Source organism: Micromonospora sp. U56 (genome assembly GCF_018070095.1).
In the GTDB taxonomy this organism is placed as follows: domain Bacteria; phylum Actinomycetota; class Actinomycetes; order Mycobacteriales; family Micromonosporaceae; genus Micromonospora; species Micromonospora purpureochromogenes.
In genome coordinates this window covers 16,675-40,215 of record NZ_JAGPYL010000043.1, presented here as the reverse complement: position 1 = coordinate 40,215, position 23,541 = coordinate 16,675, and the positions used below count along the sequence as shown (strand labels likewise).

The window sequence follows — 23,541 nt, the reverse complement described above, 5'->3', positions numbered from 1 at the left end:
CTCCCTTCGTTAGGCGGCGTGGTCGAGGGGCGTCGGATCGGTCAAGAGGTTCCGCACGTACTCATCGAGGCAGAAGGTGGGTACGCGGCGGAGTCGGCCGATCGTGACGGTGCGGATGTCACCCTTCTTGATCAGCGCGTACATGGTGGTTCGGCCGATGCCGAGTTGCTGGGCGGCTTCCTCGATGGTGAGTACGAGTGGCTTCGAGGTGGTCATCGGTGAGTGCCTCCCCGGGTCATCAGGGTGTGGGCTGACAGGGGTGCTGGCGGGGTAGCCGTCTCTGTGCTGGTCAGGGCGGGGACGGCTTGTGTGAAGCCGCTGTGCGGCCTTTCGACGGTGGGCAGTTCTGGTTTTTCCATTGGCATCCTTTCGGTGACGGTGGGTTAGGCGGCGGTGGGCAGGGTCGTGTTGGTGGTGCCGTGTTCGTGGGCGAGTTCTTCGCGGCCGGTGGTTCGTCGTTCGCGGGCGCGGGCGGCGGCGGTGTTGGCGAGGAGGGCGTCTCCGGTGGTGTGCCAGCCGACGCCGGCGAAGGTGAGGGTGCCGACGATGAGGGTGGTGTCGTCGAGGTCGTCGACGATCTGCCGGCCGGCGGCGGGGTGGGCGTGGTCCTGGTGCTCGTGCCGGCGGAAGGCGACGCGGTTGTCGCGGAGGAGTTGGAAGGTGATGGAGTAGCGGCGGGCTTTGGTGAGGAAGTGGCCGCCGAAGCCGAGCATGTGCGCCCAGCGGCGCAGCCGGGCGTAAGGGTTGGTGGCCTGTGGTCTGCTGGCCGGTTGAGCGTCAAGGACGGCTTGACGGTGAGCGACGCAGACGGGGCAGGCCGGGTATCGGGTGTGGGTGCCGCAGTCGGGGCACTCCCAGCGCTCGACGAAGCCGGGCCGGGGCCGATGGTCACGGGGCCGCTGTGAGAGCGGGACGGGTGTGCCGGTGGGTCGGCCGATGCGCCAGCTTGCGTCGATGAGGCGGGCGGTGTGGTCGCCGTCGGGGTCGGCGTAGTCGCCGATCGAATCGGCGTCGAGCCTGACGGAGCGGTGCCCGGTTACCTCGGTGCTTTTGGTGGCGTACTTGGCAAGGTAGCCGGCGACCATGCTGTCGGTGACCTCCCCGTCGCCGGTGAGGCTGATGGGTCGGATGTCGAGCTGCTCGCCCCAAGCCATTGGCCAGCCCTCAGTCCGGTCGGGATGGCTGGGGGTGGCGAAACCGACCTGCTCGACGGCGGCCCGGAGGGCGTCTTCCAGGTCAGCGACGGTGAAGCAAGCAGGCGGCGGGACAACAGCGGTCGGGTCGGTCGGGTCGACGCCGTCCAGGCGGACCAGGGCGTGGAAGTGGACCGCGCCCCGAGCCTGGAACTCGGCCACCTTGCCGTGCGACAGCCGGACCGGCGGAACCCTGCGGATGTTGCCGGAGGCGGTGACGACCTCGACTCGGGGAATGCCCCGGCGGCGGGCCAGCTTGGCGAGCCACCGTTCCGCGGCTTGCTTGGTGCGGTGCCACAACTCGCCGGAGAACAGGTTCCAGACCACCTGGTGGTCGTGGTCGTAGCAGTCCAGGCACAACGGCTGACCGAGGACGGCGTCTCCGGTTTCGTGGCGGGCCCAGCAGGCGGCGGGGCGGCCGTGCTGGCAGAGGCCGGCGGTGCGGCGGGCGTGGCAGGGCTCCGACCGGCAGTCGCAGCGGCGGCGGTTGCCGCAGGTGTGCTTGCGAACGACCCGGGCGTGCACGGTGCCGAACGAGGGGGCGGTAAAGGTGGGGAACACCGCCGGGTGTTGGGCGACGGTGCCGGGAACGCCTTTGCCACCGATAAGGCCAGCGCGCAGCACCTGGTAGGCGTCGCGTTGGTAGGTGCGGGCGCACGAGGGGCAGACGGTGGCGCGTCGGTTGCCGCAGGCGGTGTAGATCGCGGCATCAGGCATGGCGTCGGTGTGCCGCTGGTCCAGCACCCGCCCGGTCGAGGGGTCGACGGTGAGGAGCTGTCCGGCCAGCCGGATGGGGCGAGTGCAGCCGGCGGCGGCGCGAACGTGTTCCAGCCACCCGAAGTAGTCCGGGCGGGTGGCGCGTTCGAAGGCGGAGCCGGCGGCGGTGTAGGTGTAGACGGGGGCGATGGTGTCGGCGTTCGAGCCCACACCCCGGGCCGTGGCTCGGGGTGTGAGGTCCAGCGTCGAGGCCATCAGGCCGCAACCTCGGTGAGGTGTCGGGTGGTGATGGTGCGTTCGGTGACGATGACCCGGCAGGCGCCGCACTGGCGCTTGGCCGGCTCGTGCCGATGGCAGGGAATGAGGGTGGTCGTACCGCCGGAGCGGATGGTGACCGGTGCCCGGCAGGGACCGCCGGGGATGACGTCGACGAGCGTGCGGCGGATGTCGAACGGGTGCGGGTCGGCGAAGGCGGGGCAGGTGTGGATGACCTGCTTGATGTCGACGAGGTAGATGGTCATCGGGCACCACCGGCGATGGTGGTGAGGAGTTGCCCGGCGACGGCCGGGGCGATGCTGAGCCGGTCGGCCAGTTCGCCGGCGGTGATGGGCTGGCCAGTGGTCTGTTCGTGCTGCACGGCCGCGAAGCGGGCGGTGGGCAGCAGGTGGGCAGGGACGTCGACCGGCTCCGGGGCCGGCGTGGTGACAGGTTCCGGCTCGACGGCCGGGGTCGGCTCGGGGGCCGGGGTGATAGCGGCCGGTGGTGCCGGCGCGGTGGTGACCTGCTCGGCCACCTGAACGCGGATCGGCTCGGCCGGCTCGGCGGTGGACATGCCGGGTTCCGGCGTGGGTGCCGGGGCGAGGACGAGTTTCACCAGGGCCATGAACGCCAAGGCCGGGACGGCGGAGAGCAGCCACCCGGATGGGCCGGGTTTGGCGACGGCGAGTTGCGCGGCCAGGGACAGGCCAGCGGAGGCGATGAGCAGGAAAAGCGGGTAGCCGATAGGAGCGCCGGCCCGGCGGCGACGGCGAATGGTCAGCAGGGACGCGATGGGGACGAGTTCGGAGATGACGGCGTTGGCCCAGCCGAACCACTGGCCGGTCCCGGTGGGGGAGTTGGCGAGGGTCCAGTCTTTGACGTGGGTGAAGGAGGCGGCTCCGGCGAAGCCGGCGACGGTGAGCAGGATGAGGACCAGGACGACGCCTTCGAGGCGGGTGCCGCTGGTGGGTTTAGTGCTGGTCATGGCTGGTCACCTCCGGTCGGCGGTGTGGGGTGGGGTAGAGGTCGATGACGCCCAGGCAGTGGGCGCAGAGCACGGGGATCAGGCCGACGGCGGCCATCCGGTTGCGGAAGCAGGTCAGGCAGGTGAAGTCGGACGGGAAGAGTCCGTCGCCGTCGCAGCCGCCGCAGATGGGCAGGCATTCGGGGCAGGGCCGGTAGACCGGGCCGAGCACGTCGTGGACGCCGGCGGGCATGTTGGCCTCGATGCAGAATCGGCAGGTGTCATCGGCCATCGCTGGTGACCTCCCCGGCGGTGACGAGGCGTTCTTCGGCGATGAGGCCGGCGAGTCCGACGCGGATGCCGTTGCAGGTGGCGCAGTGCTCGCCGTCGGCGGCGGTGCAGTCGGTGAGGTGGGCTTCGTGGATGATGCGCAGCGATTCGGCGTAGTAGCCGGACAGGAACCGTTCGAAGGACAGCTCGCCCCGGGCGGCGAAGTCACTGGCGATGGCGGTCACGACGTAGCCGTCGGGGGTCATCCGCTCCTGAGCGGCGAGGTTCGTGATGGCGGTGGTCATCAGTCGCCTCCGTGGCAGTCGAGGCAGCAGCCGTAGCGGCGGGGGATGTAGTAGGGCTGCACCAGCCCACAGACGCGGCAGGTGCGGCGGGCGCGAAGGGCCTTGGCGATGGCGTCGCGCTGGGCGGGGGTGGCGACGCGTTTGGGTGCGGCGAGGGAAATCCGGTAGAGGTAGGCGACGCGCTTGCCGCGCCTCCACAGCAGTTGCGCGACGGGTTCGTGTCCCGCGGGTCGCAGGCCGGCGGCGCGCAGTTGCCGGCGGGTGGCCAGGCCCTCGGGTGCCATCCGGTAGGGGAAGGTGGGCATCCCGTAGCGGGTGCCGGCCGGGTCGTAGAACGTGCTCGTCATGGCCGGTCCCCCCAGCGCTGCTGGGCGGCCTGACGGGTGATGCCGAGGCGAGAGCCAATCTCGGCCCAGGAGTAGCCGAACTCCCGCAGCCCGATGACGGCTTCGGTGATGGCCTGGTCGATGACCGAGGACAGGGCGGTGAGGTCGCGCAGGGCTTCAACGTCGCCAGTGGCGACGCGGCGGCCGTGGGCGCGGATGATGCGGCGGGCGAAGGCGGCGAACTCGTCGTTTTCGACGACGTGCCGGTGCTTGAGTTGCTGCCCGAACGGCGTCAAGGGCTTCTTGACGGTGTTCATGCCGGCACCGCCTGCCGGTCGTGGGCGTTGTCCCACTCGGTGGCGGCGGCGGTGAGGGTGGCGATGACCTGCTCGGCGGTGCGGTCGGGTTGGTCGTTCCACTCCCCGATTTCGGGGTGGGGGAAGTCGCCGTCGCCGGTGGGCGGGTAGAGCAGGTCGAGGTGGGCGAGCAGGGCGTCTTCGGCGTTCTTGTAGTCGACCCACTCGGGCAGGAGGAACGAGTCCTCCGGGAGGCGTCGGCCGAACGCGGCGATGGCGATGGCGCCCATGGCGCAGGCCGGCGGGGTGGGGTTGGGCTGCACGGACATGCCGTCGGTGGTGTCGTCGGCGTAGTAGGTGCCCTGGGTCCAGCCGTGCCGGCTGATGTAGAGGGCGGCACCGCGCAGGATGACCGCCGGGGTGACCTCGACGGCGGACGGATTCTGGGTAGCCTTCATGGAAGCCACGTCCTTTCGAGAAGGGGCTTGGTCGGTGGTCGGCAGGACCAGCTCTGCTGCCAGGCGAATCACTGGTCCTGTCGGCCGTTTTAGGTGCTGCGAAGCCGCAGGTAGCGGCGGTGGCGGGTGTCGTCGCCGCCCATCGGGGTCGGCGGGGACAGGAAGACGAGTCGGCCGCTGGCGGAGGCGACCTGGACCATGGCCGCGATCTCGGCCGGTTGGGCGACGATCCACAGCTCGACGAACTGCGCGGCCCGTTGGTTGTTGGCGCGGGCGTATGCGCGTTGCCGGGTGGTCATGCCGGCCGCCGCAATGGGTAAGGCGGTGCGGGCGGCAGTGGGTCGGTATCGGGCCAGACGACCAGACCGCGGCTTCCGCAGACGACGCAGAGCAGGTAGTACTGGTCCCCGATGTCGGGCAGGTAGGCCTGCCATTCGATGAGCAGGTGGTCCCGGCAGGTGTGGTTGTCATCTGCCGTGTCTCGCGCCTTGAGGACATCGGCGAAGATGTCGACGACGTCCAGTCCCGGCCACTCGCGGGGGTAGTGGTTGTCGTAGACGATGGAGTCGGCGAGTTCGGTGTAGTTGGAGCAGAAGATCTGCTTCCAGAGGTCCCCGCAGAAGGTGCACCGCCACCACTGGATTTCTTCCACCCGGTCGGTGCGGTCGCTGTACTCCGCGTTTTCAAGGTCGGCGTACTCGTGGCACTCGTGGTGCGGTGTCGAAGGGTGGTTTGTCATGCCGCTGCTCCCAGATCGAGGCGGGTGAGGTCGGGCACGAGGTCCGGTAACCGCCGGGGGCGGCGGATCCAGGCGGCGTAGTCGGCGATGCCGGCGATCTGGGCATCCGACAGGTAGGCGACCTTGATGCGGCGGGGGATGCCGCCTTCGGCGATGAGGTAGGCCGCGCCCTGGTTGGTGGGCTGGATGTCGGTGGCGGAGTAGCCCTGCTCCGCCCAGCCGTGGCCGAGGACGATGTTCGAGCTGTTGGGTGTGGTGCAGCGGAACGCGGCGCGGTAGCCGAACAGGTCCCGCAGCGAGGTGGGGATGATGTCGAACGACGGCCGCTGCGTGGCGGCCACCACGGGGATGCCGGCGGCACGGCCCCGGGCGACCAGGTCGCGCAGGAGGGCGACGAACTCTTCCTGCTCCTGCTTGCTGCCGACGGTCGCGGAGTAGAAGGCGATCTCGTCGACCAGGACGGTGATGACGGAGAGTCCGTCGAGGGCGGTGAGTTTGCGGCGCCCGTGGGCGCGTAGCCAGGCGTAGCGGTTGTTCATCACGACCTGGAGCCGTCGCAGGACGGTCAGGGCTTCGGTGATGTCGGGGCCGATGAACGCGTCAGCCACGTCTTCCCACTGGCCGAGTTCGACGAGCTTGCCGTCGAGGAGGACGAGGCGGGAGTCGACGGCCAGGGCGGCGTGGGCGGCAATGGCGTTGAGCAGGCCGGATTTGCCGCCGCCGGGTTCGCCGCCGGCGAGGAGGTTGCGGTAGGCGAGGGTGATGTAGACGGGCTGACCGAACTCGTCGATGCCGACGAAGATGGGGTCGAACATCGACAGGCCAGGCCCCACCGGAACCCCTGACGTGGGGGTGGGTGTCGTGGTGGTCATGGGTGCCCTCCTTGGGCGGCAGGTGGGCGCGGAGAGCCACACGAACAAGCCCGCAGGGCTCTCCGCGACCGAGGTTGGGTTGGGGTCAGATCCAGTCGGAGACGTCGTCGGCGTCAGCCGACGAGGACGTAGCCGCGGGCTTGGTGCCGTTGGCGGTGCTGGCCGGCTTCTTCTGCACCGGCAGGGCGATGACGGGTGCGTCGACGTCGGGCAGGTCCAGAGCCGTCGGGATCACCGGCGAAGGCCGGTCGGCCGTGGGCGTGTCGGGGTTGATGACGTCGACCAGCGGGGAACCCACCGTCGCGGTGAGGACTTCCCGGCGCTTGATGTCGAACCGCAGGTACGCGGAGTTGCCGTCGGAGGCCCGCTCCACCAGAGCGGTGGCGGCGTGGCAGGCGACCGCGATGCGATCGAGACGACCTTCCAGATCGGCCATCGAGAGGCCGGGGCGCAGGTAGACCCAGACCCGCTCACCGACCGGGGTCGGACGGGCCCACAGGATCAGCGGCAGCGAACCGGACTGGTTGGCGATGATGAACTGCGCGAAGCACACGCGCAGCCGGTGCCGCACGACCAGGCACCACGTCCAGGCGACAAGCTGGCGGCGGGTGGTCGGGATGGCGGCGGGGACGCCGACGACCAGGGCGACGACCACGAGGGTCACCGGAGTGCTGGTGTGGTTGGCCAGCTGCACCCAGAAGGTGATGACAGCGGTGGTGAGCCCGATCTCGATGGACCACCACCACAGCAGCCGCAGTACCGGCCAGATCCGCACGAGGACCCAGGCGAGCCCGCCGGACGGGACGCCGATGGCCGCGCCCAGGAACAGGGCGAGGATGGGGTGGATGGAGGAGGCGGCCACCACGGCCGCAAGAAGGCCGACGATGACCGCCGTGAGGATGAACGCCAACCGGGCGTTGCGGGCCGAAGATCGGTGGACCTTGGCCTCGATGACCGTCACCGTTCCGGTGTTCCGCCCGAAGGGGCGGCGGGGGCTAAACTTGGACACGACGAGTCCTCCCTTGCACGAGGGTGGATGAGTGGAGGGCACGGGGTCGGCAGGTTTGGACGCCAGTACCGACCCCGCGCCAGCTCTTGCGGGGGTGTGACCACCGGTCGTGGTCACCAGGCCGGGAACGTTGGACGCCAGAGCCGTCCCCGGACTGCCTTCTTCAGTTGAGCGAGCGGACCTCAGCCGCTACGGGTTGCCACGGACACCAGTGGCAGACACAGCACGGTGAACGAGGACCTACTTCGCCGCCGAGTTACCAGCCTTCGGCTTCAGCGAGATGGCGCGGAACGCGACGCCGTTACGCCCGTTGGTCGCCCACGGAATGGCCTCCAACTGCTCGACAGCGACGAGCTGTCCCACCGTCACGCCCGGCTTCTCACCCGCCGTGGTGATGGTGATGATCTCGCCGCCGGTCTCGTCGAGAACGAAGACCTGGGTCGACCACATGAGCCGGCCAGTGTTCTTCTCCGACCGCTGGTTGCCGTTCTGGTCGTTCTTCGGCTCCGGGTCCTTCGTCACCTGAACCTGCTTGCTCTGGGTGTCCACGTACAGCTTCACGAGCTACCTCCTGTGTCTAGGCGCATCCCCTGGTGGATGACTGCCTCGCCTTGAAAGTACCAACTCAGTTGGTACTGCGCCAGACTCTAGCCGGAGTTCTTCCGACGTTTCGCTGACACCCAAAACGATCGCCTTCACTGCCAAAGAACGACAGGTGTCACTGCGGTGACAGGTCTAAGTCCCCTCGCCATGTCCCCTGGATTGGGGCGATACTGGCCGCATGGCTGACGTAGCTGCTGACCTCGACCGACCCGTCTGGGCGACCAGGCTGAGGGCTGAGCGCACCGCACGGGGGTGGTCGCAGGGGGAAGCCGTGCGTGCCATGCGAGCACACTCCGCCGAGCAGCTTCCGGCCGACAGCACCATGCTTCGGAACTGGAAGCGGTGGGAGGCGGGAAGCTCCGAGCCTGACGCCTTCTACAAGGCCCTCATCGCTAAGACGTTCGGCACTGTCACGGCCGCGTTCTTCCCGCCGGCGGCACCTCATGAGGCTGACGCGGAACTAATCGCGGGAACCGGCATGGAGACGGTGGAAATTCTTGCCCGCCTCCGTAGCTCCGACGTATCGAACGCCACTCTTGAAGCGCTGCGGATAACCGCTGATCGGCTGTGTTGCGAGTACCCCTATATGGCATCGGAGCAGTTGCGGGTGGAGGGCCGTGCGTGGCTGCGCCGGATCACCGCACTGAGGGACCGCCGGCTAACCCTCGCGCAGCACAAGGAGGTGTTAACACTGGCAGGCTGGGTCGCGTTGCTCGTTGGCTGCGTGGAGTACGACATGGGCCTCCGTCACGTTGCCGAAGGCACCCGCAAGGCGGCGTTGACACTCGGCGAGGAAGCCGGCAATGCCGCCATCTCAGGCTGGGCCTACGAGATGCGAGCCTGGTACGCGCTGACGCAAGGCGACTACCGGGGCGTCATCGCGGCCGCTGAGGCAGGCGAGGCAGTGGCCGCCCATGACGGGGCGGCCGTGCAGCTGGCCGCGCAGCGCGCCAAGGCATGGGCACGGCTCGGCGACAGGCGACAGGTAGAGACGGCGCTGGACAAGGGCCGCATGTTGCTTGAATCCTTGCCGTATCCCGAGGACACCGACCACCACTTCGTGGTGGACCCGGCGAAGTTCGACTTCTACGCCATGGACTGCTACCGCATCGCAGGCGAAGACCGCCTCGCAGAGATGTACGCCCGCGAGGTGATCCGTTCCTCGACGGACCCGGACGGGACGGACCGGAAGCCGATGCGCCAAGCGGAAGCCCGGATAACGCTGGGCGTGGTGGCGGCTAGGGCAGGCGACGTAGAGAGGGCAGTCTCCTACGGGCGGCAGGCGCTAGAGGGAGATCGCAAGTCGCTGCCCTCACTGCTGCTGGTCTCGAAGGAGCTGGCGACGCTTCTGCGCGAGCGATACCCGAAGGAACCGGAGGCCACCTCGTACCTCGATGAGGTGCGAACCCTCAGCGTGAGCTGACCGCGTCGTCTCCGTCCCCGCTTGCCCGGCTTGGACGACCGCCGACGCCTGGGCGTGGGCGATTCTCATGCCAGGTCATGACCCGGCTCGGGCGCCACATGTGCGTGCGGCCCACCGTGGCATCCGGCTCTGGCATCTGACCCCGCTTCCGGTAGTTAGTCACCGTCGCGACCTTGACTCCGAGGTACGCAGCTACGTCGGAGGTTGTCCACCACTCCGCAGTCGGGTCAGGGCCAGCTTCCACGGCTTCATTCTGGCACCAACGGCCGTATGGCGGCCGAGGCCGACGACCGGCACTGGCTGGGAAACCCACGAGAGGCATATGTTGCCTTCTATGGGACCAAGGGAGGCACCAATCCTGCCGGGTCGCCGGGCGACGGCAGGCGAGCCGCTGGTTCGATCGCCGCGCCATTGGCCATGGATGTTGCTCTCGCTCGTAGCCGTGCTGTGTACGGGGAGCGTGGCTGTGCCGGTGTCGTGGGCTGTTCTGCGGCAAGCCGAGGCCGAGCGAGGTGAGGCAACACCGGAAGCGGCCGTGAACGTGTACGTGCTCCAGATGAGCAGCGGAGAGCAGATCGGGCTGTCGCGGGTGCTGGCCGGCAGGCGTCATGACGAGCTGCTGCGGCAGTGGCGTCAGTACCGCGGCGAGATGGAACGCGGCAATGTTCCGTCAAAGCTTGAAGTGGTCGGACCGATCGACGTCGAGGACCAGGCCGACAACCGCGCGACGGTGACCGCCCAAGTCCATGCGGTCTGGTGGAACGAACAGGTCAACATCAGCGGCACCGGTCACCCGTGGCGCTTCGAGACGCGGCGAGACGCCGGCGGCTGGCGGGTGTGGACAGCCGACCTACCGCCGTGGTGCGGCGTGCATGTCCGGGCAGATGCCTGCCGTTGAGAGTTGCCGGCCAGCGACCGACCTAGCTAGCGAGTCTGCCGGCGGTTGGTCTCCTGCCGGACCGCCTCGGTGAGATCCCGCCAAGTGCCGGCCGAGGTCTTCATCATCCGTTCGACCATCGCTCGTGCAGATGGTTCGTCCGGAAAGTCGTACGAGACCTCCTGCCCGCCGTCCCCACTGAGGCGGCCACGGACCCGCCAGAGCCAACCGTCGGAGACCAGCCAGATGTCCCGCCGGGCCATGCGGCCCCACGACTACCGGGTGCCCGACCGGGACGCGCCGACCCGCCGCCGGTTGCAGCCGTGGGGCGTGGTCTGATCCGTTCCACCAGCGACCACGTATCTCCACGCCCAGCACCCTAATCGAACACACGTTCGATCGTCCGGCTGCCGCGTGTCCGGCTCACAAGGTGACCCGGAGTCATACCCGCAAAGGCCAAGGCCCATTTCTCCCGTCTGATTTCCGACCGATCGTCCGATCTAGATCAGGCTCCGAGTCATTAGCCTCAGCACGATTCAAGGCCAAGGAAACGGAGACGCAGTGCGACAGAAGCTTCAAACCCGTGCGTTCGAGCATGTAACGCCGATCCTGCAGGCCGGTGAGCAGCCGGTCATGGCGGCGCGGGCCATCGTCGGGAAGTTCTCGTCCGGCCGAGTCGGGGCGGTCGTCAGCCAGGCGATGAGGTTTGAGGGTGGAGCGTTGTTGGGAGCCGTGCTCGCGTCGACTAGTAAGCAGTTCGTCGTGCTCACCAACCGTCGACTGATCTTCCTGCCGCAGACGCTTCTTGGGGGCCCCGGAAAGGATGTGCTCGGTGAGGTGCCCCGTGAACAGGTCTCGCTTGCCGAGGCCAAGATGGGCATCGTGAGCCTGCTGCGCCTCGGGTTCAGTACTCCGGGCGACGGCGTAGCTCTGACCTTCCCCCGGGTCGACAAGAAGAACGCCGAGGCGCTCGCGGAAGCACTGCGTAGGCCGCGGGCCGCCTGATCACCGGGCCCGGCTGCCGGCGTGTCGGGCTCCACTTGATGCGTGACGGATCAGTGTCGCTTGATCCGTAACACGTCCGGCTAGACCATCGTCACGTCTGGACAGGCTAGAGGACATGGCGGATGACGGCAGGGGCCGCCGGGCTCGGCCTTGATGGAGAGGTGGGACTGGTTGGAGAAGGTTCCCACATGGCTGCATGGGGTGGGCCTGGTTGCGATGGTCTGCACGGTGTTGTCGCAGGTGTTGAGCGGATTGGGCCGCCCCCAAGAGATCGTCGTGGGGTGCCTGGCGGCCAGTGTGGCGACCTGGTCTGCCTCAGTGCTGTGGCGTCGATGGCGGGCCAGCCACGTCGACAAGACCTAGGTTGAGCAGCACTCGGCGGAGTGTCACTATCAAGTGAAGCCACTGTGTAACGCATCATCCGGAGTCGGACAGGCCCGGCTGCAGGCGTGTCGGGTCTCAGGACGTCCGTGACAGATCAGTCTCGGGGCGTGGGTGACACGTCCGGCTAGAGGATCTCCCCTTCGCTCCGCCGTAGGTGCGATGATGCCCCTCGCCTGTATGAGCTGCGGGTGGCGGGATCAGAGGGGGCGCGGCAGTGAGGTATGTCAGCGTTGAGCGGACCAGCGATGGCATGGCTCTGGATCCCGAGGCATACCTCCGGCAGTTGCCGTCGCTTGCTGACTCGTTGCCCGAGGGAGCACGCAGGTTCGCTACGGACCCCGGCCACTACGACTTTTTGGGTCAGCGGTGCGTCAAGGACCTGAAGCCCGCGCGACTGACGTCCGGTGAGGCGGACGGAAGCCGCTGGCTTGAGTTGTACCTGCGGCACAACTGTTGGAAGCACGAGGAAGACCTGACGATCCGCTACAGCGGCGTGCAGAGACTGACGATTGAGCCGGCCGACCAAGGGCTGGACGTGGCCCAACTCCAGGACGTGATGCTGGACGAAGTGCTGCCGCACGAACACGGGTGCCGACACGAAATCGTCTGTCTCTCCGGAAGGCTGATCGTGACGAGCCAGGACTTGGCCGCAACCTGGCTGCACGCCGACTGTCCGGAGCGTGAGCCGAGTCAGTGAGCCGGCTCCGATGTCCTCCCGGCGGTCACGGAGCTCCACCGCTCGCTGTGGCCAACCTCGGCGGAGTGTCACGCAGGTCCTGATATCGATCTGTCACGCAGGTCCCGAGACCGGACAGCCCGGCTGCCGGCGGTTGGTTCAAAGTTTCTGTACGTCTTCAAGGCGGCCCTGAACGGGCCGCACGCGCCGCCGCCTGGGCGCGCGGCCTGCACTCCGCTGTCGCTCCGCTCCGGCCACGCAGAACGCCCGGCGGCTGGCGCGGACAGCGGGGAAGCCCGGTGGGCCGCCGCAGAACGACAGGCGTTGGCCGATGAGAAGTTGGGCCGGCAGCCGGCCGGGCCGCGCGGCCACGAGCCCGCGCGGCGTAGGGGAGCGCACGCCGGCCGCGTCGGCGAGCTGGCGGGGGTCGCGGGGTTGCGGTTAGTGCGCCTCCGGCGGGGGCGCTCCGGCTCCAGGATGGCCAGCGCTGCGCCGGCGGGTGACGGTCCGGGGGTGGTTGCGGTTAGGCCATCCCGCCTGCCATCGACCCGGGCAAGCCGAGCAGACCACCGCCCGACCCGCCAGCGTCCGAACCTGCGTCAACGTCCGCTTGACCTGGCGGGCCGGGCGGCGGCCCGCTCCCACAAGAGGGCGGGTCGACGGCATACGGGATGGCCGACTATTGTTCCTGATCTTCGCCCGACAAGCCGATGAATCAGCTTGGCATCTGGGGAGAATGGCAATTAGCCAAGCTCCTCAGCCGACACAGCAGGGGCATAGCCAAGTTCCGGGAGACCAGGATCGTAGCTGCGATGATGTTCTGGGCAAACCCACAATAAATCTCCCGAGGATGACCGGACCCGTCGAAGATCTCCATAGCGACCGGCGGGATCGAGCTTAACGAGTAGCTGCCGCAAGGCGCGGAGCCCGGCCCCCTCCGCACGAGTAAGCCCACGAACCTCGCCAGCGTCCAGTTCGTTTCCCCCAATGGCCGGAGCCGGCAGCTTCTCGGCCAACGTCTTGGTCAGGTCGAGATCCGCTTTCGCAGTGGCAAGTTCAGAAGGAGAAATTGTAGCGCCGTAGGTCGCTGCTGCGATCGGCACCACGAATTGCAACATTTTTACCACGAGTACAGCATACGGCCCGACGTTCTGTATCCAATCTTTTGGAGGCCGGAATCGGTAGGTAGCGTCTGAGACGCGGTGCTCGGCCCCAGGCGCTTCGCACCACAGGGTCAACAGAAAGTATTGACGTGGCGACACGGTCCGGATGATTCGAGACCTGTCCTCAGGAACGAAGGTGAAGAGCCGAGGTGAGTCGCTAACTTCGGCGCTGAGCATCCTAAGGGCTACGCGCACCATGCCGGCGGTATTCGCCGCCGTCGCCTCCAAACGCTGAAGCGTAGCGTTTGCTGTCTTTTGGGAGGCGGCTAGCTCAGCGAGAACGTCGTCGAGCTGCTGAGCCTTCCGGCCGAACCCTGTCAGTAAGGTTGACACCTCGGACCACTCAACGCAGGACAGGCAAATGATCTTATCTTCGCCCCGCTGGCGGAACTTGACTAGTGCCTGGTATGCGAAATAGCCCGTGCAAGTCTTCCCGCCGCCCAGGGCCCTACCGCATGGAATCAGGAAATGGTACTGGAGCGCCCTCCAGCGCCGCATAATTAACTCTTCGATTCCGTCCCGTAGATAGTGGAAGAAATACTCTGGGGCGGGGCCCATTACGGTCAAGGTAAGATCAACATTGTTCGGAGACAGTTCAAGCACGGCCTGGCTTGCGTAGGCCTCGTGGACGAGTAGCACCCCGCGTCGCCAATGTCGCCCGACCGAAAACTGGTGATTTCTTACAGTGAGCCAGGCGATGAGACCGGGCGCCTCGTCGGCAGTACGACAAATGAGGCGCAGCCGCTTTGTGTTCGCATCTCTAGGGAAGGGCTCCCATTCAAGAGGTGTGGGCCTTTCAAACGGCACCAATTGAGCAACGAGGCTAGCAGGTTCGTCTGGGAGACGGTACGTAATATCGAACTTTTCCATCAGGCGCAGAAAATAGGGGTGGAGCTCTGCAGGGTAGCCTTCCTCGCCAGCGATCGCAGGTTGTGACCATATCTGCTGCAGTCTGGCGTGCATCAGCACGCCACCGCGATCTCGAGTCTCCTCGTCCTCTAGAACGTAACCGATCGCCTTGGTTAGCCATTCTGGCTGGAGCACGATCAGTTCTCGCAGGCTTTCGTCATCACTGTAATAGATGATGTAGCCGAGATCGTGCAGCAGGTTTGCGAGGGTTTGCGTGCTCTCTTCGTCCAGTCCTTCGGCCGCACAAATGCGCTCAAAGGTGAGCCTTGAGATGTGGGGTTTCGCGATACTCGTGATGCGGTCCCGCGCGGCTATCCACCTATCACTCATCAGTTCGCCCATTTGAGGGAGCGAAGCAGCTTGGTTGGCGATAGCATTACGCAACTCGGCGACACCGCGGCCAGACTCGCTGTCTACGGAGAAGCTCCCTACCAGCACCTCTGGATACTTAGTACGGAGGTAGCCGAAATCCAACTCGGGCCGGCGCTCATCGGCGTGAGTTGCGACTACGATAATCCGTGCATCAGAGCCCGTCCGCAGACGAATTCGGCGGCACCATTCTTCAATGCTGTTCTGCTCCTGGCCCTCTCGCGGCTTCCAGACCAGCAGGTATAGCGCCCGACGCGAAAAAAAGAACTGATGAGTAATTCGGTAGACATCTTGGCCACCGAAATCCCACGAGTTCAGCATAATGCTGATGGGGGAATTGGGGTGGGGAAGGTCAAGATGTGCCAACTCAATGCCGTGCGTAGTTGCCCGATCTTGCACAAACTCGTCTCCGCGTAGCGCGGCGATGAGTGTCGACTTCCCTACCCCGCCTTCTCCCACGAGAATCAGCTTTGCTTCATACTGCGGCCGACTGTGCTCAAGGCTCTCAAGGAACGTGAATAGTGCCGGCACTCCCTGATCTGCAACGGACGCTAGTGTGTCTGAGAGCGGGTTCCAGGCCAGATCTATGCCGATGTCGCGTGACAGCTTTGAAAGCTCCGCCGGTAAGCCTGCCAGGCGATTATAGCTCACATCCAAATGGCGCAGCTGTGACAGCCGACCGATTGTAGCGGGAAGGCTGTCCAACCTGTTTCGCGAGACGTCAAGTTCCCTGAGTTCCGGTAGAGATCCTATGCTTTCCGGCAGTCCAGCGAGCATATTGCCGCCGATGTTTAATGTCAGCAACATGCCTAGCCTGGTTATTTGATCGCTGAGATCCGTAATGAGATTTCTTGAGAGGTCGACATGACGTAGGTTTGTGAGATTCAGGAGCTGGGGAGGGAATTCATCAAAGTGATTGACGTCCAGTGAAACGGTGTCGAGACTGACACATCGCTGAATCTCTTGTGGTAGCTCGGTTAGGTTATTGGCGGAGGCCCGAAGGACGGTCAGATTTGAGAAGCTCCCAACCGCTCGAGGCAGCTCCCGTAACTGGCACCCGCTGAGGTCTAGATGCCGCAAACCACGGAGGCCGTCGAGGCCGTCTGGAAAATTGTCAATACTGTTGTCGGATAGATTAAGAACTTCTAATCGGGCTAGGGTGCATAATTCCGCGGGTATTGCCGTTAGGTCGTTGTTGCCTAGGTCGAGGATGCGAAGATTTCGCAAGGACGAGAGGCCTTTTGGGAGTTTGGAGAGGCCGTTGCTGGATAGGTCAATGTGGCGATATTGACGGAGGATAGGTAGGCTAATTTCACCTAATTCCCCTAGATCCAGGCCCCCCACGTCCAGAAAGCTCCTGCCATTGGCGAGACTGTGTGCTCTCAGAATAAGGGAGTGGGACCGGTCTGCTTTCGAATAGCGCGAACCGTGAACGTCGTCCGAAGCGAGGCTTGTCTCATCTTGCATCGCCTCATCGAGCCCAAAGCGTTCAATAGAGTCGGCGCTATCGTCGGCCGCTCTTAGAATGGCTTCGTCTTCTTCTGTGGACTCTACAATCTCATATTCGCCACCCTCGAACGCGAGCTGGTCCGGGGGCTCTCGGTCCCACACACTTTCCACCCTCTACTCCTAGCTGTGAACTCTGCGAGCATCCCGCACCTCGTGGAGTCGGACAAGTCCTGTGTGGAGTTTTGTGCACGAACACGGTCCATATTGTTGTCTATGCGGTGATTTAGGCTGACTCCGGCACGCTGCCTCTGCTACCTCTAGGTCAGCAAGAAGCGGTCGTCCCGCGAGGGAGCCTGAGCGGGCCCGGCCCAGGCTCGTGACCTGCGTACCGGCTGTCGGCGACCGCCTCGCCGGCATCCCAGAGGTTCACGACCGAGGGCGCCTGTGATCTTGGCTGGTACCACCGTCAACGGCGGCGAGGCAGTAAGCCCCTACATACAGAAGGCTAAGGCCGCTACCGATCAGCGCCCCAATCCTGACCGCCCAGCCACCCTCTCGCCACAGGCCGCAGGTGCAAAACACCATTAAAGCCGCAATTAAGATGAAGGTAACCCAGGCCTCGGTCGGTGAAAGCGAGGGGTTCTTGCGCCGGGGGCTCATTCGGAACACCTTCCTCAAGACCGACTCTGCAAACTCTTGAAGCGTCGGTCGCCTTTGGACATAGCGCAACTCGGGTGGACAGCCCCTGACGGCAGGCGGTGGATGGCTTACCCGGGTTACCCGAGGTGGCGAACGTAACGAGACCCGAGCTGACGTAGCACACGGCTTGTCAGCGGGCCGTCAAGGCCAGGCGGAGTCAGCAGCGAGTCAGCAAACCGCTGGCCATGCGACGACGACAGGCGGAACGAGCGACATGCCGGCCCTGCATGAGCGCATCCGACGCGATCTGTTGACACTGACTGACAAGGGCGACCAGGCTCCCCCGGCGGGGGTCGCGCCCAACGGGACGTAGGACTTGGGTAGCCAAGCGAGTAGCCAAGGCGGTGGACACGGCCGGATTTCCCTGTACCTCGGCGGACCAGTTGACCAGCGCCGGGCGAGCTTGGCTGCCCTTCGCCCGCTCCTGGCAGTGTGGGGCACACAGGGGGCACAAGACACTGTCAAACGTCGTCAACCAGCCACCAACGATGGCAGCCTGAGACGCCCCGTGAGCAGGTGTCGAGGGCCGTTCCCGCTGGTGGCGGCGTAGCGGCTCTAAGTTCCGCTTCAACGTCTGCTCGTCAACTGGGAAGCGTGAGCCTGCGGCAGAGCGTGAGCGGCTGACGGCTCCTACGATGGGGTGGTGAACCCATGGATCACGGCGGCGGCGGCCCTGTTCGGCGTGGTGGTCGGCGTGGTGGGCAAGTACCTTGCTGACCTGCGGGCCGGCCGGAACGCCCGGCTCCTAGACGAGAAGCTCAAGCAGGCAGTTCGCTTCTTCGAGGCGGCCGACCAGGCTCGTAGGACGCAGCAGGGCGTAGCTACGGCCACCATAAGCTTCGACAATGCTCGACAGTCCCAGAGCAGTACCCCAGCGGTCGTTGAGGACTTCAGGACGAAGCTGACCGAGTCGCGGGAGAGAGCCCGTGTTGCTCTCATGGACGCCGAGAAGGTGTACACGGCTGTCAGACTGTTGGTTCCCGAAGCGGCGGGCTCGGCACGGACCTACTTGGACCTGTGCCATGAGGCGTGGCAGCCAGACGATAAAGCGGATGCAAGGAAGCGGGCTCTGGAGACTGCGGAGGCAGCCATCCGTCGGGGCTTAGGTGCGTGACAGGCTGTTCGGTGGCCGTTGGGCGACTGACTGGGGACGATGGGTGCGAGCTTCGGCGCACGTCTACGGTGGACCCCGATCACGGCTAGATGCGCTTGGCGGCGCAGGTCAACGAGCCGTGGTTGTTGCCTGGGGTCAAGGAGTCGCATTTGCGACTGGGAGGATCTCCTCATAGCAAGCCCTCCGAACTGCACCCGTCTCGGTGAGTAGTAGCAGCGGAAGTCCTCTGCGTGCTGCTTCTTTGACTTCGTATCTCGTCCAAGGCGTCTGCGGATAGTGTGGAGACATTACGGCAATGAATACGTCCGCGGCGTCGAGTGCGGCTATTACGGCGTTATGCCGATCGACGTTCAATGGGTGATGTAGGTCATCGATATAGACCTCGCCAATGTGGCTGAGTCGCGCCTCGATTTCGGCAAGTCGCCCGAGCGAGTTGTCGCGCCTGCTGTAGCTAACAAAGGCGCTCATGGGGACACCGCGGCTGGTGAGTCGATTACGTCGAAGGCGTACAGAAATAATGCCAGCAGGACTGGCGCTGCGAGCAGTGCATAATAGGTCATTGACCCGTTGAATGCTGCTTTAAACGGTGGGACTGCTGACGTCTTCGGTGGCGTCCAGCCTTCCTCGCACCTCTCCGCCCTGCGCCGCCAGATTACGTCCATCGCGGCCCTGAGTCGCCGCTGGTAGTAATACCCGACCGCGTCTGCTAGCCAGAAAAAGCAGATGACGAGGAGACCTGAAACAAATACTGCCGCGGTGAGACGTCGGCCAGAGAATAGGGCGACGAGCGTGCCTGTCGGAACAAGGACGGTCGCGCAAAGCTTCTTGATTTCGAAGCACGAGTCAGAGGCTTTGAGGGTTGCTGCGTGGAGCTGGTCGATCAACTCCTTGTCCAGGTCGTCCGCTCTCACCTTGTGCTCTGGGGCAGGCTCACCTCCGTCGATGCCAAGGCCGGACGGAGAGGCAGCAGCGCTGCGGAGGGCTTGCGACGTAACGGCACCGGCTAGCGCACCTGCTACCGCAGCGATGAGGGTTGGGCGCTGCGTGCTCATGAGGTGATGGTGCCAGATGACGAAACGCGGGCGTTCGGGGGACGAGTTCGGCGCGTGCCTCAAGTGGCCGCGCGAGTAGCTTGCCGAACAGGCGCTTGCCCCCACCCACGCCTTAACGGCACCTACGGCTTGCGGACGTTGACGCCCGGGCCACGTGGACCGGGTGGAGGAAGTTCGCCACGTCGCCTGGCGGCCTCGTACACGCCCACTGCGGTGCCTCCGGTGAGACCGGTGCGTATCAAGACGTACCGGTCAAGCTCGTAGACGCAGTTGGCGCATACCGACCCGTAGACGGGCTTGTCCGTTCGGCAGCCTTCGCCGCACCGCTCGCATGGCCGCCTCGCTCGCTTCGGTGGCACGGTGAGCTCAATCGGCCCGATGGCTTGCGTGGGTTGCCCGAGGGCTCGCCGCTCGCGTTGGCGTTGCCGCTTGGTTGAAGCCATGTCGTCCCTTCTAATCGTCAGGTACATCAATGTTGGCAGGTGGGGGTGACATCGTTGATGCAGAAGCGGCCCCAGAGGTAGAGCCTCCGGGCGAGGCAGACGAGGCGAGGCAGCCAGGAGGCAGCGAAAGCAACAGCAACGGCCGGTGGCCGACGACACGGGACAGCACAATGGGGATGGTCGACACCACAGGGCAGCGTCCGAGAGGAACCAACGGTGCGACCCATCGGCGTTCACACCGAAGCCGCTTCGGTCGCGGCTGCCTATTCAGGTTTCCCGGTGCCATCCCATAGCCCTACCGTCGTGCCTTATGACGGCAGAAGACGCGGAGCGGCGGCTGTTCGGGGAGATGTTTCGTCACCTCGACCGGATCGAGCCTTGGCTCCAGCGCATGGACCCCGACGGGCCGTACGAACGCCCCCAGGAGCGCAGCGCGCTGAGCCGTGACGACAAGGAGACCCATCCGCACCGGATGAGCCATGCCGCCTGGCACTCGCTGTCGCACGCCGTCGACCACCTGAACTGCCTGCGCACCCTGCTGAAGGACGCGCAGATGATGCACATGTACGCCCCATACTCCATTGCCCGCGCGGCTCTGGAGAACGCGTGCGCGGCGGTGTGGCTGCTTGCCCCGGATGACCGGGCTGAGCGAATCCTTCGGCGTCTGCGCCTCGCTGCACTCGACATCCGGGGTGGCGAGGCCGCTAGGAGGCTGTTGACTGATGAGCCGGGGCGGAGGACCGAAGAGGAACGCGTGGAAGAGCTGCGTGAGATCGCGCGGCGGAGGGGCATCGACGCGAAGGCGGCGGTCCAGCGGCTGGGCTATGCGGAGATCGTTCAGGTGGCCGGCGACACCAGCCTGGCCGGCAGCGTGCCGTTCCAGTTCACGTGGCGGATGTGCAGCGCCATCGCCCACGGAGATCTCTGGGCGACGCTCAACGTGGTCAGCCGGGAGGAGATCCCGGGGGCACCACCCGGCTTGGTGGGTATGCGGATCACAGCGAACGTCGAGACCCTGTCGTTTGCTGTGCGGCTCGCTGTGGAGATGACTGACGCCGGATGGCGCCTGTACGACGAACGCTCGCGCCGCGGTCCGACGTAGCGCGCGGGGGAGTAGCGGCGCCGGATCTAGGCTGTCGCCAGGCCATCAAAGACCGATCGGGCGGCGGCCAACGACGACCACTTGTGACGACGTTTGCCTAGGTAACAAGGCGTGGCCGGCCCGATTGCCAGGCCGGCCACGGCCCCCTTACGTTGAATGCGTCATCAGGTATGAGCCGGCAGGAAGGGCAGGCCGTCTAAACTCTTGACTTGCCTTGCGCGCCGGCTCGTTTCTGCATGTGTGGGAAAGGTGTCTGTATTCAAACACCTGGGGCTGCTCTTTACTTCGATGGCCTCCGCTATTGACCTGCCACCAGAGCTCTTGGCCCCTGCGGGCTGGGGGGCCAACAGCGCGTAGCGCACTAGATCCATTACCTCTAGCGGGAAGGGACCGCTAACTCCTCGCGCATTAATGGTTTCGCTGCACTCTACCTCAAGTTGGGCCCTGTGATGGCAATGTGCGACCGCTCGCGTGGCTTGCTCGTAAACGACGCTTTCCAATCGCAAGGGCGTATTTCCTCTTATGGTGGTTGGATACTGGGATCTGCAGAACCGCAAGAGTTTCTGGAATGCTTCCACGCTCTCCGATCGGTACAGCAGCGCGGCACCTCTCGCCAATGCATCCGTCCGCGTCGCGACGCACGCGTCGATGACTGCTTGGCTGGCAATGGAACTGAACCTATCAACGGTGCAAAGCTGCTCTAACACCTCACTACGGGTGTTAGATGCGTGTCGAGCGGCAGTATTCAGGCGCTGCTGTTCTTCCTTCGCGTCGTCCAAAATTCTGTCGGCCTCTTGCTGGGCCTTTTCTAGAATCTTTTGGGCTTCTGCGCGGGCTTGGGCGATGGTATCAGCGGCGCGCCTTAGGGCGGCGTCCTGGTATTCTTCTGCTTCCTTGCGTGCCTGGGCCCGAATGGATGCTGCTTCCCGCCGTGCAGTCATGGTGTACTGCACTGTGGGCCAATTGAAGTTCCGCGGTTCCCGGCTCAGCGGCACGATCGGAAGACTTGCTTGATCACCGACGCCAGAGCCGCAGGTGACGTCCGAGGGAATGGGCATTTCGGCCGCCGCCCGCTTGAGCCACTCCCGGCGCCTGGCAAGCTCGCCGTTTCCGAGTCGCGCGGCGACAATCTTGTCGGCCAGTTCGCTGACTTCGTTCGCCAACTCCTCCAGGGACTCCGGCTTCGGGTCGGCCGGGTCCAGGTGGCCATCATGGGTAGTCACCGGGTCTCCTTCCTTGTGCCCTGAGCGCCGAACTCGTCGTTCTCTCGCCGGAGCTCCCGCTCCAGCTCGACCTTGAGCCGGTCGCGAGCGAGCTGCAGCAGCTTGCGCACGTTGGCGGGCTTCTTGCCGAGCTTGACGGCGATCTCGTTGGGAGTCAGGCCGTCGTACTCGTACGCCATCACCGCCCGCTGGTTGTGCGGGAGTTGCTTCAGGTGCTGGAGCACCCACTCCCGTTCCTCCCAGGCGGTCATCGACGTGTCCTCGAAGCCGGCGGGGGTGAGATGTCCACCGCGGAGTGTGCGGGGCAGTCGCTCGGCCTCGCGCGTTCTGTTCTTCCGAATCCGGTTGATCAGCGCCGTCCGGGCGTATGCCAGCGGGTTCTCCACCGTCTGCGCGATCGTGTCCCACTTGCGGAGGAGCTCCATCATCACCTGGTTGACGACATCCTCTGCCTCATGGATGTTGCGGACCTCGATGAGGGCAGTCTTCAGCAAGGAGGGGTAGGTGCTGTCGATGAACTCGTCGACGTCGCTGGCCACCGGCAGCGTCGCGTCGGCATGCGGCGCGGGTACCGCCTGCGCCAAGCCCTTGTCCGCTCGGACCACCGGCGACCTCCCCATCTCCTCGTCGATGACTCCCGCTCCGGGAGGTAGGTCCACGGGAACCCGGATCTGTGAAACGGGTCTTCGAACTTTTTTTTGGGACGGGCGGCACCCCACCGGGATGCCGCCCGTCTTAGCTATCGATGCACGATCACGGCCAAGCCGCCGATGATCACCGCCGCAGCCGCCGCGATCCCCGTGACCGGGAGGCTGACGGTGGTCAGGTAGACCCCGCCGACTCCCGCCAGAACACCGTTTGTCACCGCGAGCAGGCCTTTGGTGCCCAGCCGGCGAGCCGGACTCCGGCGGGCCGGACTGCGGCGGGCCGAGCGCCGGCGGGTTGCGCCAGCAGCATCGGAGGTGGAACCGGTGTTCGCCACATCCCTGTCCAACTTAGACGATCTCCTCACGTGCCGAGAGCAGCCCTCGCTGCCCTCCCGGGAGATGTGGTCCGCAGGGGAAGGCAAACGTGAAGGTCGCGATCGAGTTGGCTGCGCGGAAGACGCCGGCAGGGCCTGAGCGCCTAGCCGCCCCCTTCCGACATATCCGTCCGTCAAGGCCCTCGGCCCTGGCGGGCGTGTGGGCACCGCCCCGGAACCTTTCGGCAGGGCCTGAGTCGGTTGCGGCGCGGACGGGATCGCCACGGTCGAGATCGGGGCCATGGTCGTGGTGTGGACCGGGGCCGGGTTGGCAGTGCGTCGAGTACCTAACCGACCGCGGGTCGCAAGGTTGAGGCATCCGAGGCTCGGGGCCAGAGGACGGCGCCGGCCCATCATGCCGCCGGTGTCAGATGGTCTCAGTTGCGGTCTCGTTCGCCCCGGTACGCAGGGGCACGACACCGTTCATCAGGGGGCGGGATACCAGGTCACGGCCCTGACCGAACCGTTGGGGACGAGCGATCGCAGACCTCGAAAGCGTGGGACTGCCGGTCACGTTAGCCAGCGCCTTGGAACGCGACGCGTGCTGCAGCAAGCTCGGACGAGCAGCCAAGCCCGCGAGCACGAGCGGACGGTCGCGGACGGTGACACCCCGCCCGGCACG

General features: G+C 65.6%; 27 protein-coding genes. 6 read left to right on the top strand and 21 right to left on the bottom strand.

Translation table 11 applies throughout. The features are described 5' to 3' along the window. Positions 1-9 precede the first annotated feature (9 nt). From KBX37_RS16460 to KBX37_RS16395, 14 genes are all read right to left on the bottom strand, one after another. Positions 10-216 (bottom strand): helix-turn-helix domain-containing protein, encoded by a 207-nt coding sequence (locus KBX37_RS16460; RefSeq protein WP_210776832.1) that lies wholly within the window; start codon positions 214-216, stop codon positions 10-12. A 167-nt stretch (positions 217-383) separates the two neighbouring features. After that, the gene (locus KBX37_RS16455; RefSeq protein WP_210776831.1) at positions 384-2,165 is read right to left on the bottom strand and encodes a replication initiator; all 1,782 of its coding nucleotides are present in this window, start codon (positions 2,163-2,165) and stop codon (positions 384-386) included. Further along, on the bottom strand, positions 2,165-2,431 hold the full coding sequence (locus tag KBX37_RS16450; protein ID WP_210776830.1) for a hypothetical protein: 267 nt from the start codon (positions 2,429-2,431) through the stop codon (positions 2,165-2,167). The genes KBX37_RS16455 and KBX37_RS16450 overlap by 1 nt, the downstream gene beginning before the upstream one ends. Further along, a complete protein-coding gene (locus KBX37_RS16445) occupies positions 2,428-3,153 on the bottom strand; it encodes a hypothetical protein (protein ID WP_210776829.1) in 726 nt (241 codons plus the stop codon). The genes KBX37_RS16450 and KBX37_RS16445 overlap by 4 nt, the downstream gene beginning before the upstream one ends. Next, positions 3,140-3,424 (bottom strand): hypothetical protein, encoded by a 285-nt coding sequence (locus KBX37_RS16440; protein WP_210776828.1) that lies wholly within the window; start codon positions 3,422-3,424, stop codon positions 3,140-3,142. Before KBX37_RS16440 ends, KBX37_RS16445 begins: the two co-directional genes overlap by 14 nt. Next, positions 3,414-3,707, bottom strand: a complete 294-nt coding sequence (locus KBX37_RS16435) for a hypothetical protein (protein WP_210776827.1) — start codon at positions 3,705-3,707, stop codon at positions 3,414-3,416. The genes KBX37_RS16440 and KBX37_RS16435 overlap by 11 nt, the downstream gene beginning before the upstream one ends. Continuing rightward, the gene (locus tag KBX37_RS16430) at positions 3,707-4,054 is read right to left on the bottom strand and encodes an RRQRL motif-containing zinc-binding protein (RefSeq protein ID WP_210776826.1); all 348 of its coding nucleotides are present in this window, start codon (positions 4,052-4,054) and stop codon (positions 3,707-3,709) included. Before KBX37_RS16430 ends, KBX37_RS16435 begins: the two co-directional genes overlap by 1 nt. After that, a complete protein-coding gene (locus tag KBX37_RS16425) occupies positions 4,051-4,350 on the bottom strand; it encodes a hypothetical protein (RefSeq protein WP_210776825.1) in 300 nt (99 codons plus the stop codon). Before KBX37_RS16425 ends, KBX37_RS16430 begins: the two co-directional genes overlap by 4 nt. Beyond that, complete coding sequence (locus KBX37_RS16420; RefSeq protein ID WP_210776824.1) at positions 4,347-4,787, bottom strand: hypothetical protein; 441 nt, start codon at positions 4,785-4,787, stop codon at positions 4,347-4,349. Before KBX37_RS16420 ends, KBX37_RS16425 begins: the two co-directional genes overlap by 4 nt. Before the next feature lie 89 nt (positions 4,788-4,876). Further along, the gene (locus tag KBX37_RS16415; protein ID WP_210776823.1) at positions 4,877-5,086 is read right to left on the bottom strand and encodes a hypothetical protein; all 210 of its coding nucleotides are present in this window, start codon (positions 5,084-5,086) and stop codon (positions 4,877-4,879) included. Next, a complete protein-coding gene (locus KBX37_RS16410; protein ID WP_210776822.1) occupies positions 5,083-5,526 on the bottom strand; it encodes a hypothetical protein in 444 nt (147 codons plus the stop codon). The genes KBX37_RS16415 and KBX37_RS16410 overlap by 4 nt, the downstream gene beginning before the upstream one ends. Further along, positions 5,523-6,398, bottom strand: coding sequence for an FtsK/SpoIIIE domain-containing protein (locus KBX37_RS16405; RefSeq protein WP_210776821.1), 876 nt, complete (start codon positions 6,396-6,398; stop codon positions 5,523-5,525). The genes KBX37_RS16410 and KBX37_RS16405 overlap by 4 nt, the downstream gene beginning before the upstream one ends. A gap of 85 nt (positions 6,399-6,483) precedes the next feature. Then, positions 6,484-7,407, bottom strand: coding sequence for a hypothetical protein (locus KBX37_RS16400; RefSeq protein WP_307849090.1), 924 nt, complete (start codon positions 7,405-7,407; stop codon positions 6,484-6,486). 240 nt (positions 7,408-7,647) lie between these two features. Continuing rightward, positions 7,648-7,968, bottom strand: coding sequence for a hypothetical protein (locus KBX37_RS16395; RefSeq protein WP_089021118.1), 321 nt, complete (start codon positions 7,966-7,968; stop codon positions 7,648-7,650). 220 nt (positions 7,969-8,188) lie between these two features. Here KBX37_RS16395 and KBX37_RS34510 point away from each other — a divergent pair, with 220 nt between their 5' ends. Beyond that, complete coding sequence (locus KBX37_RS34510) at positions 8,189-9,433, top strand: XRE family transcriptional regulator (RefSeq protein WP_247658200.1); 1,245 nt, start codon at positions 8,189-8,191, stop codon at positions 9,431-9,433. Between the two features lie 466 nt (positions 9,434-9,899). Continuing rightward, positions 9,900-10,331, top strand: coding sequence for a hypothetical protein (locus KBX37_RS16380; RefSeq protein ID WP_210776819.1), 432 nt, complete (start codon positions 9,900-9,902; stop codon positions 10,329-10,331). A gap of 26 nt (positions 10,332-10,357) precedes the next feature. Here the strand turns inward: KBX37_RS16380 and KBX37_RS16375 are convergent, their stop codons facing one another. Then, positions 10,358-10,573: a hypothetical protein gene (locus KBX37_RS16375; protein WP_210776818.1), complete on the bottom strand. Its 216-nt coding sequence runs from the start codon at positions 10,571-10,573 to the stop codon at positions 10,358-10,360. A gap of 298 nt (positions 10,574-10,871) precedes the next feature. Here KBX37_RS16375 and KBX37_RS16370 point away from each other — a divergent pair, with 298 nt between their 5' ends. Both KBX37_RS16370 and KBX37_RS16365 read left to right on the top strand, forming a co-directional pair. Continuing rightward, the gene (locus tag KBX37_RS16370) at positions 10,872-11,315 is read left to right on the top strand and encodes a hypothetical protein (protein ID WP_210776817.1); all 444 of its coding nucleotides are present in this window, start codon (positions 10,872-10,874) and stop codon (positions 11,313-11,315) included. A gap of 634 nt (positions 11,316-11,949) precedes the next feature. Beyond that, entirely contained in the window at positions 11,950-12,396 is a 447-nt protein-coding gene (locus tag KBX37_RS16365; RefSeq protein ID WP_210776816.1) for a hypothetical protein, read from the top strand. Between the two features lie 722 nt (positions 12,397-13,118). Here KBX37_RS16365 and KBX37_RS16360 read toward each other — a convergent pair. Beyond that, complete coding sequence (locus tag KBX37_RS16360) at positions 13,119-16,436, bottom strand: COR domain-containing protein (protein ID WP_210776815.1); 3,318 nt, start codon at positions 16,434-16,436, stop codon at positions 13,119-13,121. A 1,171-nt stretch (positions 16,437-17,607) separates the two neighbouring features. Between KBX37_RS16360 and KBX37_RS16355 the strand changes: the two genes are divergently transcribed. After that, entirely contained in the window at positions 17,608-18,078 is a 471-nt protein-coding gene (locus KBX37_RS16355; RefSeq protein WP_210776814.1) for a hypothetical protein, read from the top strand. 135 nt (positions 18,079-18,213) lie between these two features. On the opposite strand, the gene KBX37_RS35990 is transcribed toward KBX37_RS16355, so the two are convergent. Next, positions 18,214-18,546, bottom strand: a complete 333-nt coding sequence (locus KBX37_RS35990; RefSeq protein ID WP_210776813.1) for a toll/interleukin-1 receptor domain-containing protein — start codon at positions 18,544-18,546, stop codon at positions 18,214-18,216. After that, positions 18,543-19,130, bottom strand: coding sequence for a hypothetical protein (locus tag KBX37_RS16345; protein ID WP_210776812.1), 588 nt, complete (start codon positions 19,128-19,130; stop codon positions 18,543-18,545). Before KBX37_RS16345 ends, KBX37_RS35990 begins: the two co-directional genes overlap by 4 nt. Positions 19,131-19,883: 753 nt before the next feature. Between KBX37_RS16345 and KBX37_RS16340 the strand changes: the two genes are divergently transcribed. Next, the gene (locus KBX37_RS16340; protein ID WP_210776811.1) at positions 19,884-20,675 is read left to right on the top strand and encodes a hypothetical protein; all 792 of its coding nucleotides are present in this window, start codon (positions 19,884-19,886) and stop codon (positions 20,673-20,675) included. Positions 20,676-20,839: 164 nt separating this feature from the next. On the opposite strand, the gene KBX37_RS16335 is transcribed toward KBX37_RS16340, so the two are convergent. The 3 genes from KBX37_RS16335 to KBX37_RS16325 form a co-directional block, all read right to left on the bottom strand. Continuing rightward, on the bottom strand, positions 20,840-21,898 hold the full coding sequence (locus KBX37_RS16335) for an ATP synthase F0 subunit B (RefSeq protein WP_210776810.1): 1,059 nt from the start codon (positions 21,896-21,898) through the stop codon (positions 20,840-20,842). Beyond that, positions 21,895-22,503: an RNA polymerase sigma factor gene (locus KBX37_RS16330; RefSeq protein ID WP_210776809.1), complete on the bottom strand. Its 609-nt coding sequence runs from the start codon at positions 22,501-22,503 to the stop codon at positions 21,895-21,897. Before KBX37_RS16330 ends, KBX37_RS16335 begins: the two co-directional genes overlap by 4 nt. A 134-nt stretch (positions 22,504-22,637) precedes the next feature. Next, the gene (locus KBX37_RS16325) at positions 22,638-22,892 is read right to left on the bottom strand and encodes a hypothetical protein (protein WP_210776808.1); all 255 of its coding nucleotides are present in this window, start codon (positions 22,890-22,892) and stop codon (positions 22,638-22,640) included. Positions 22,893-23,541 lie beyond the last annotated feature (649 nt).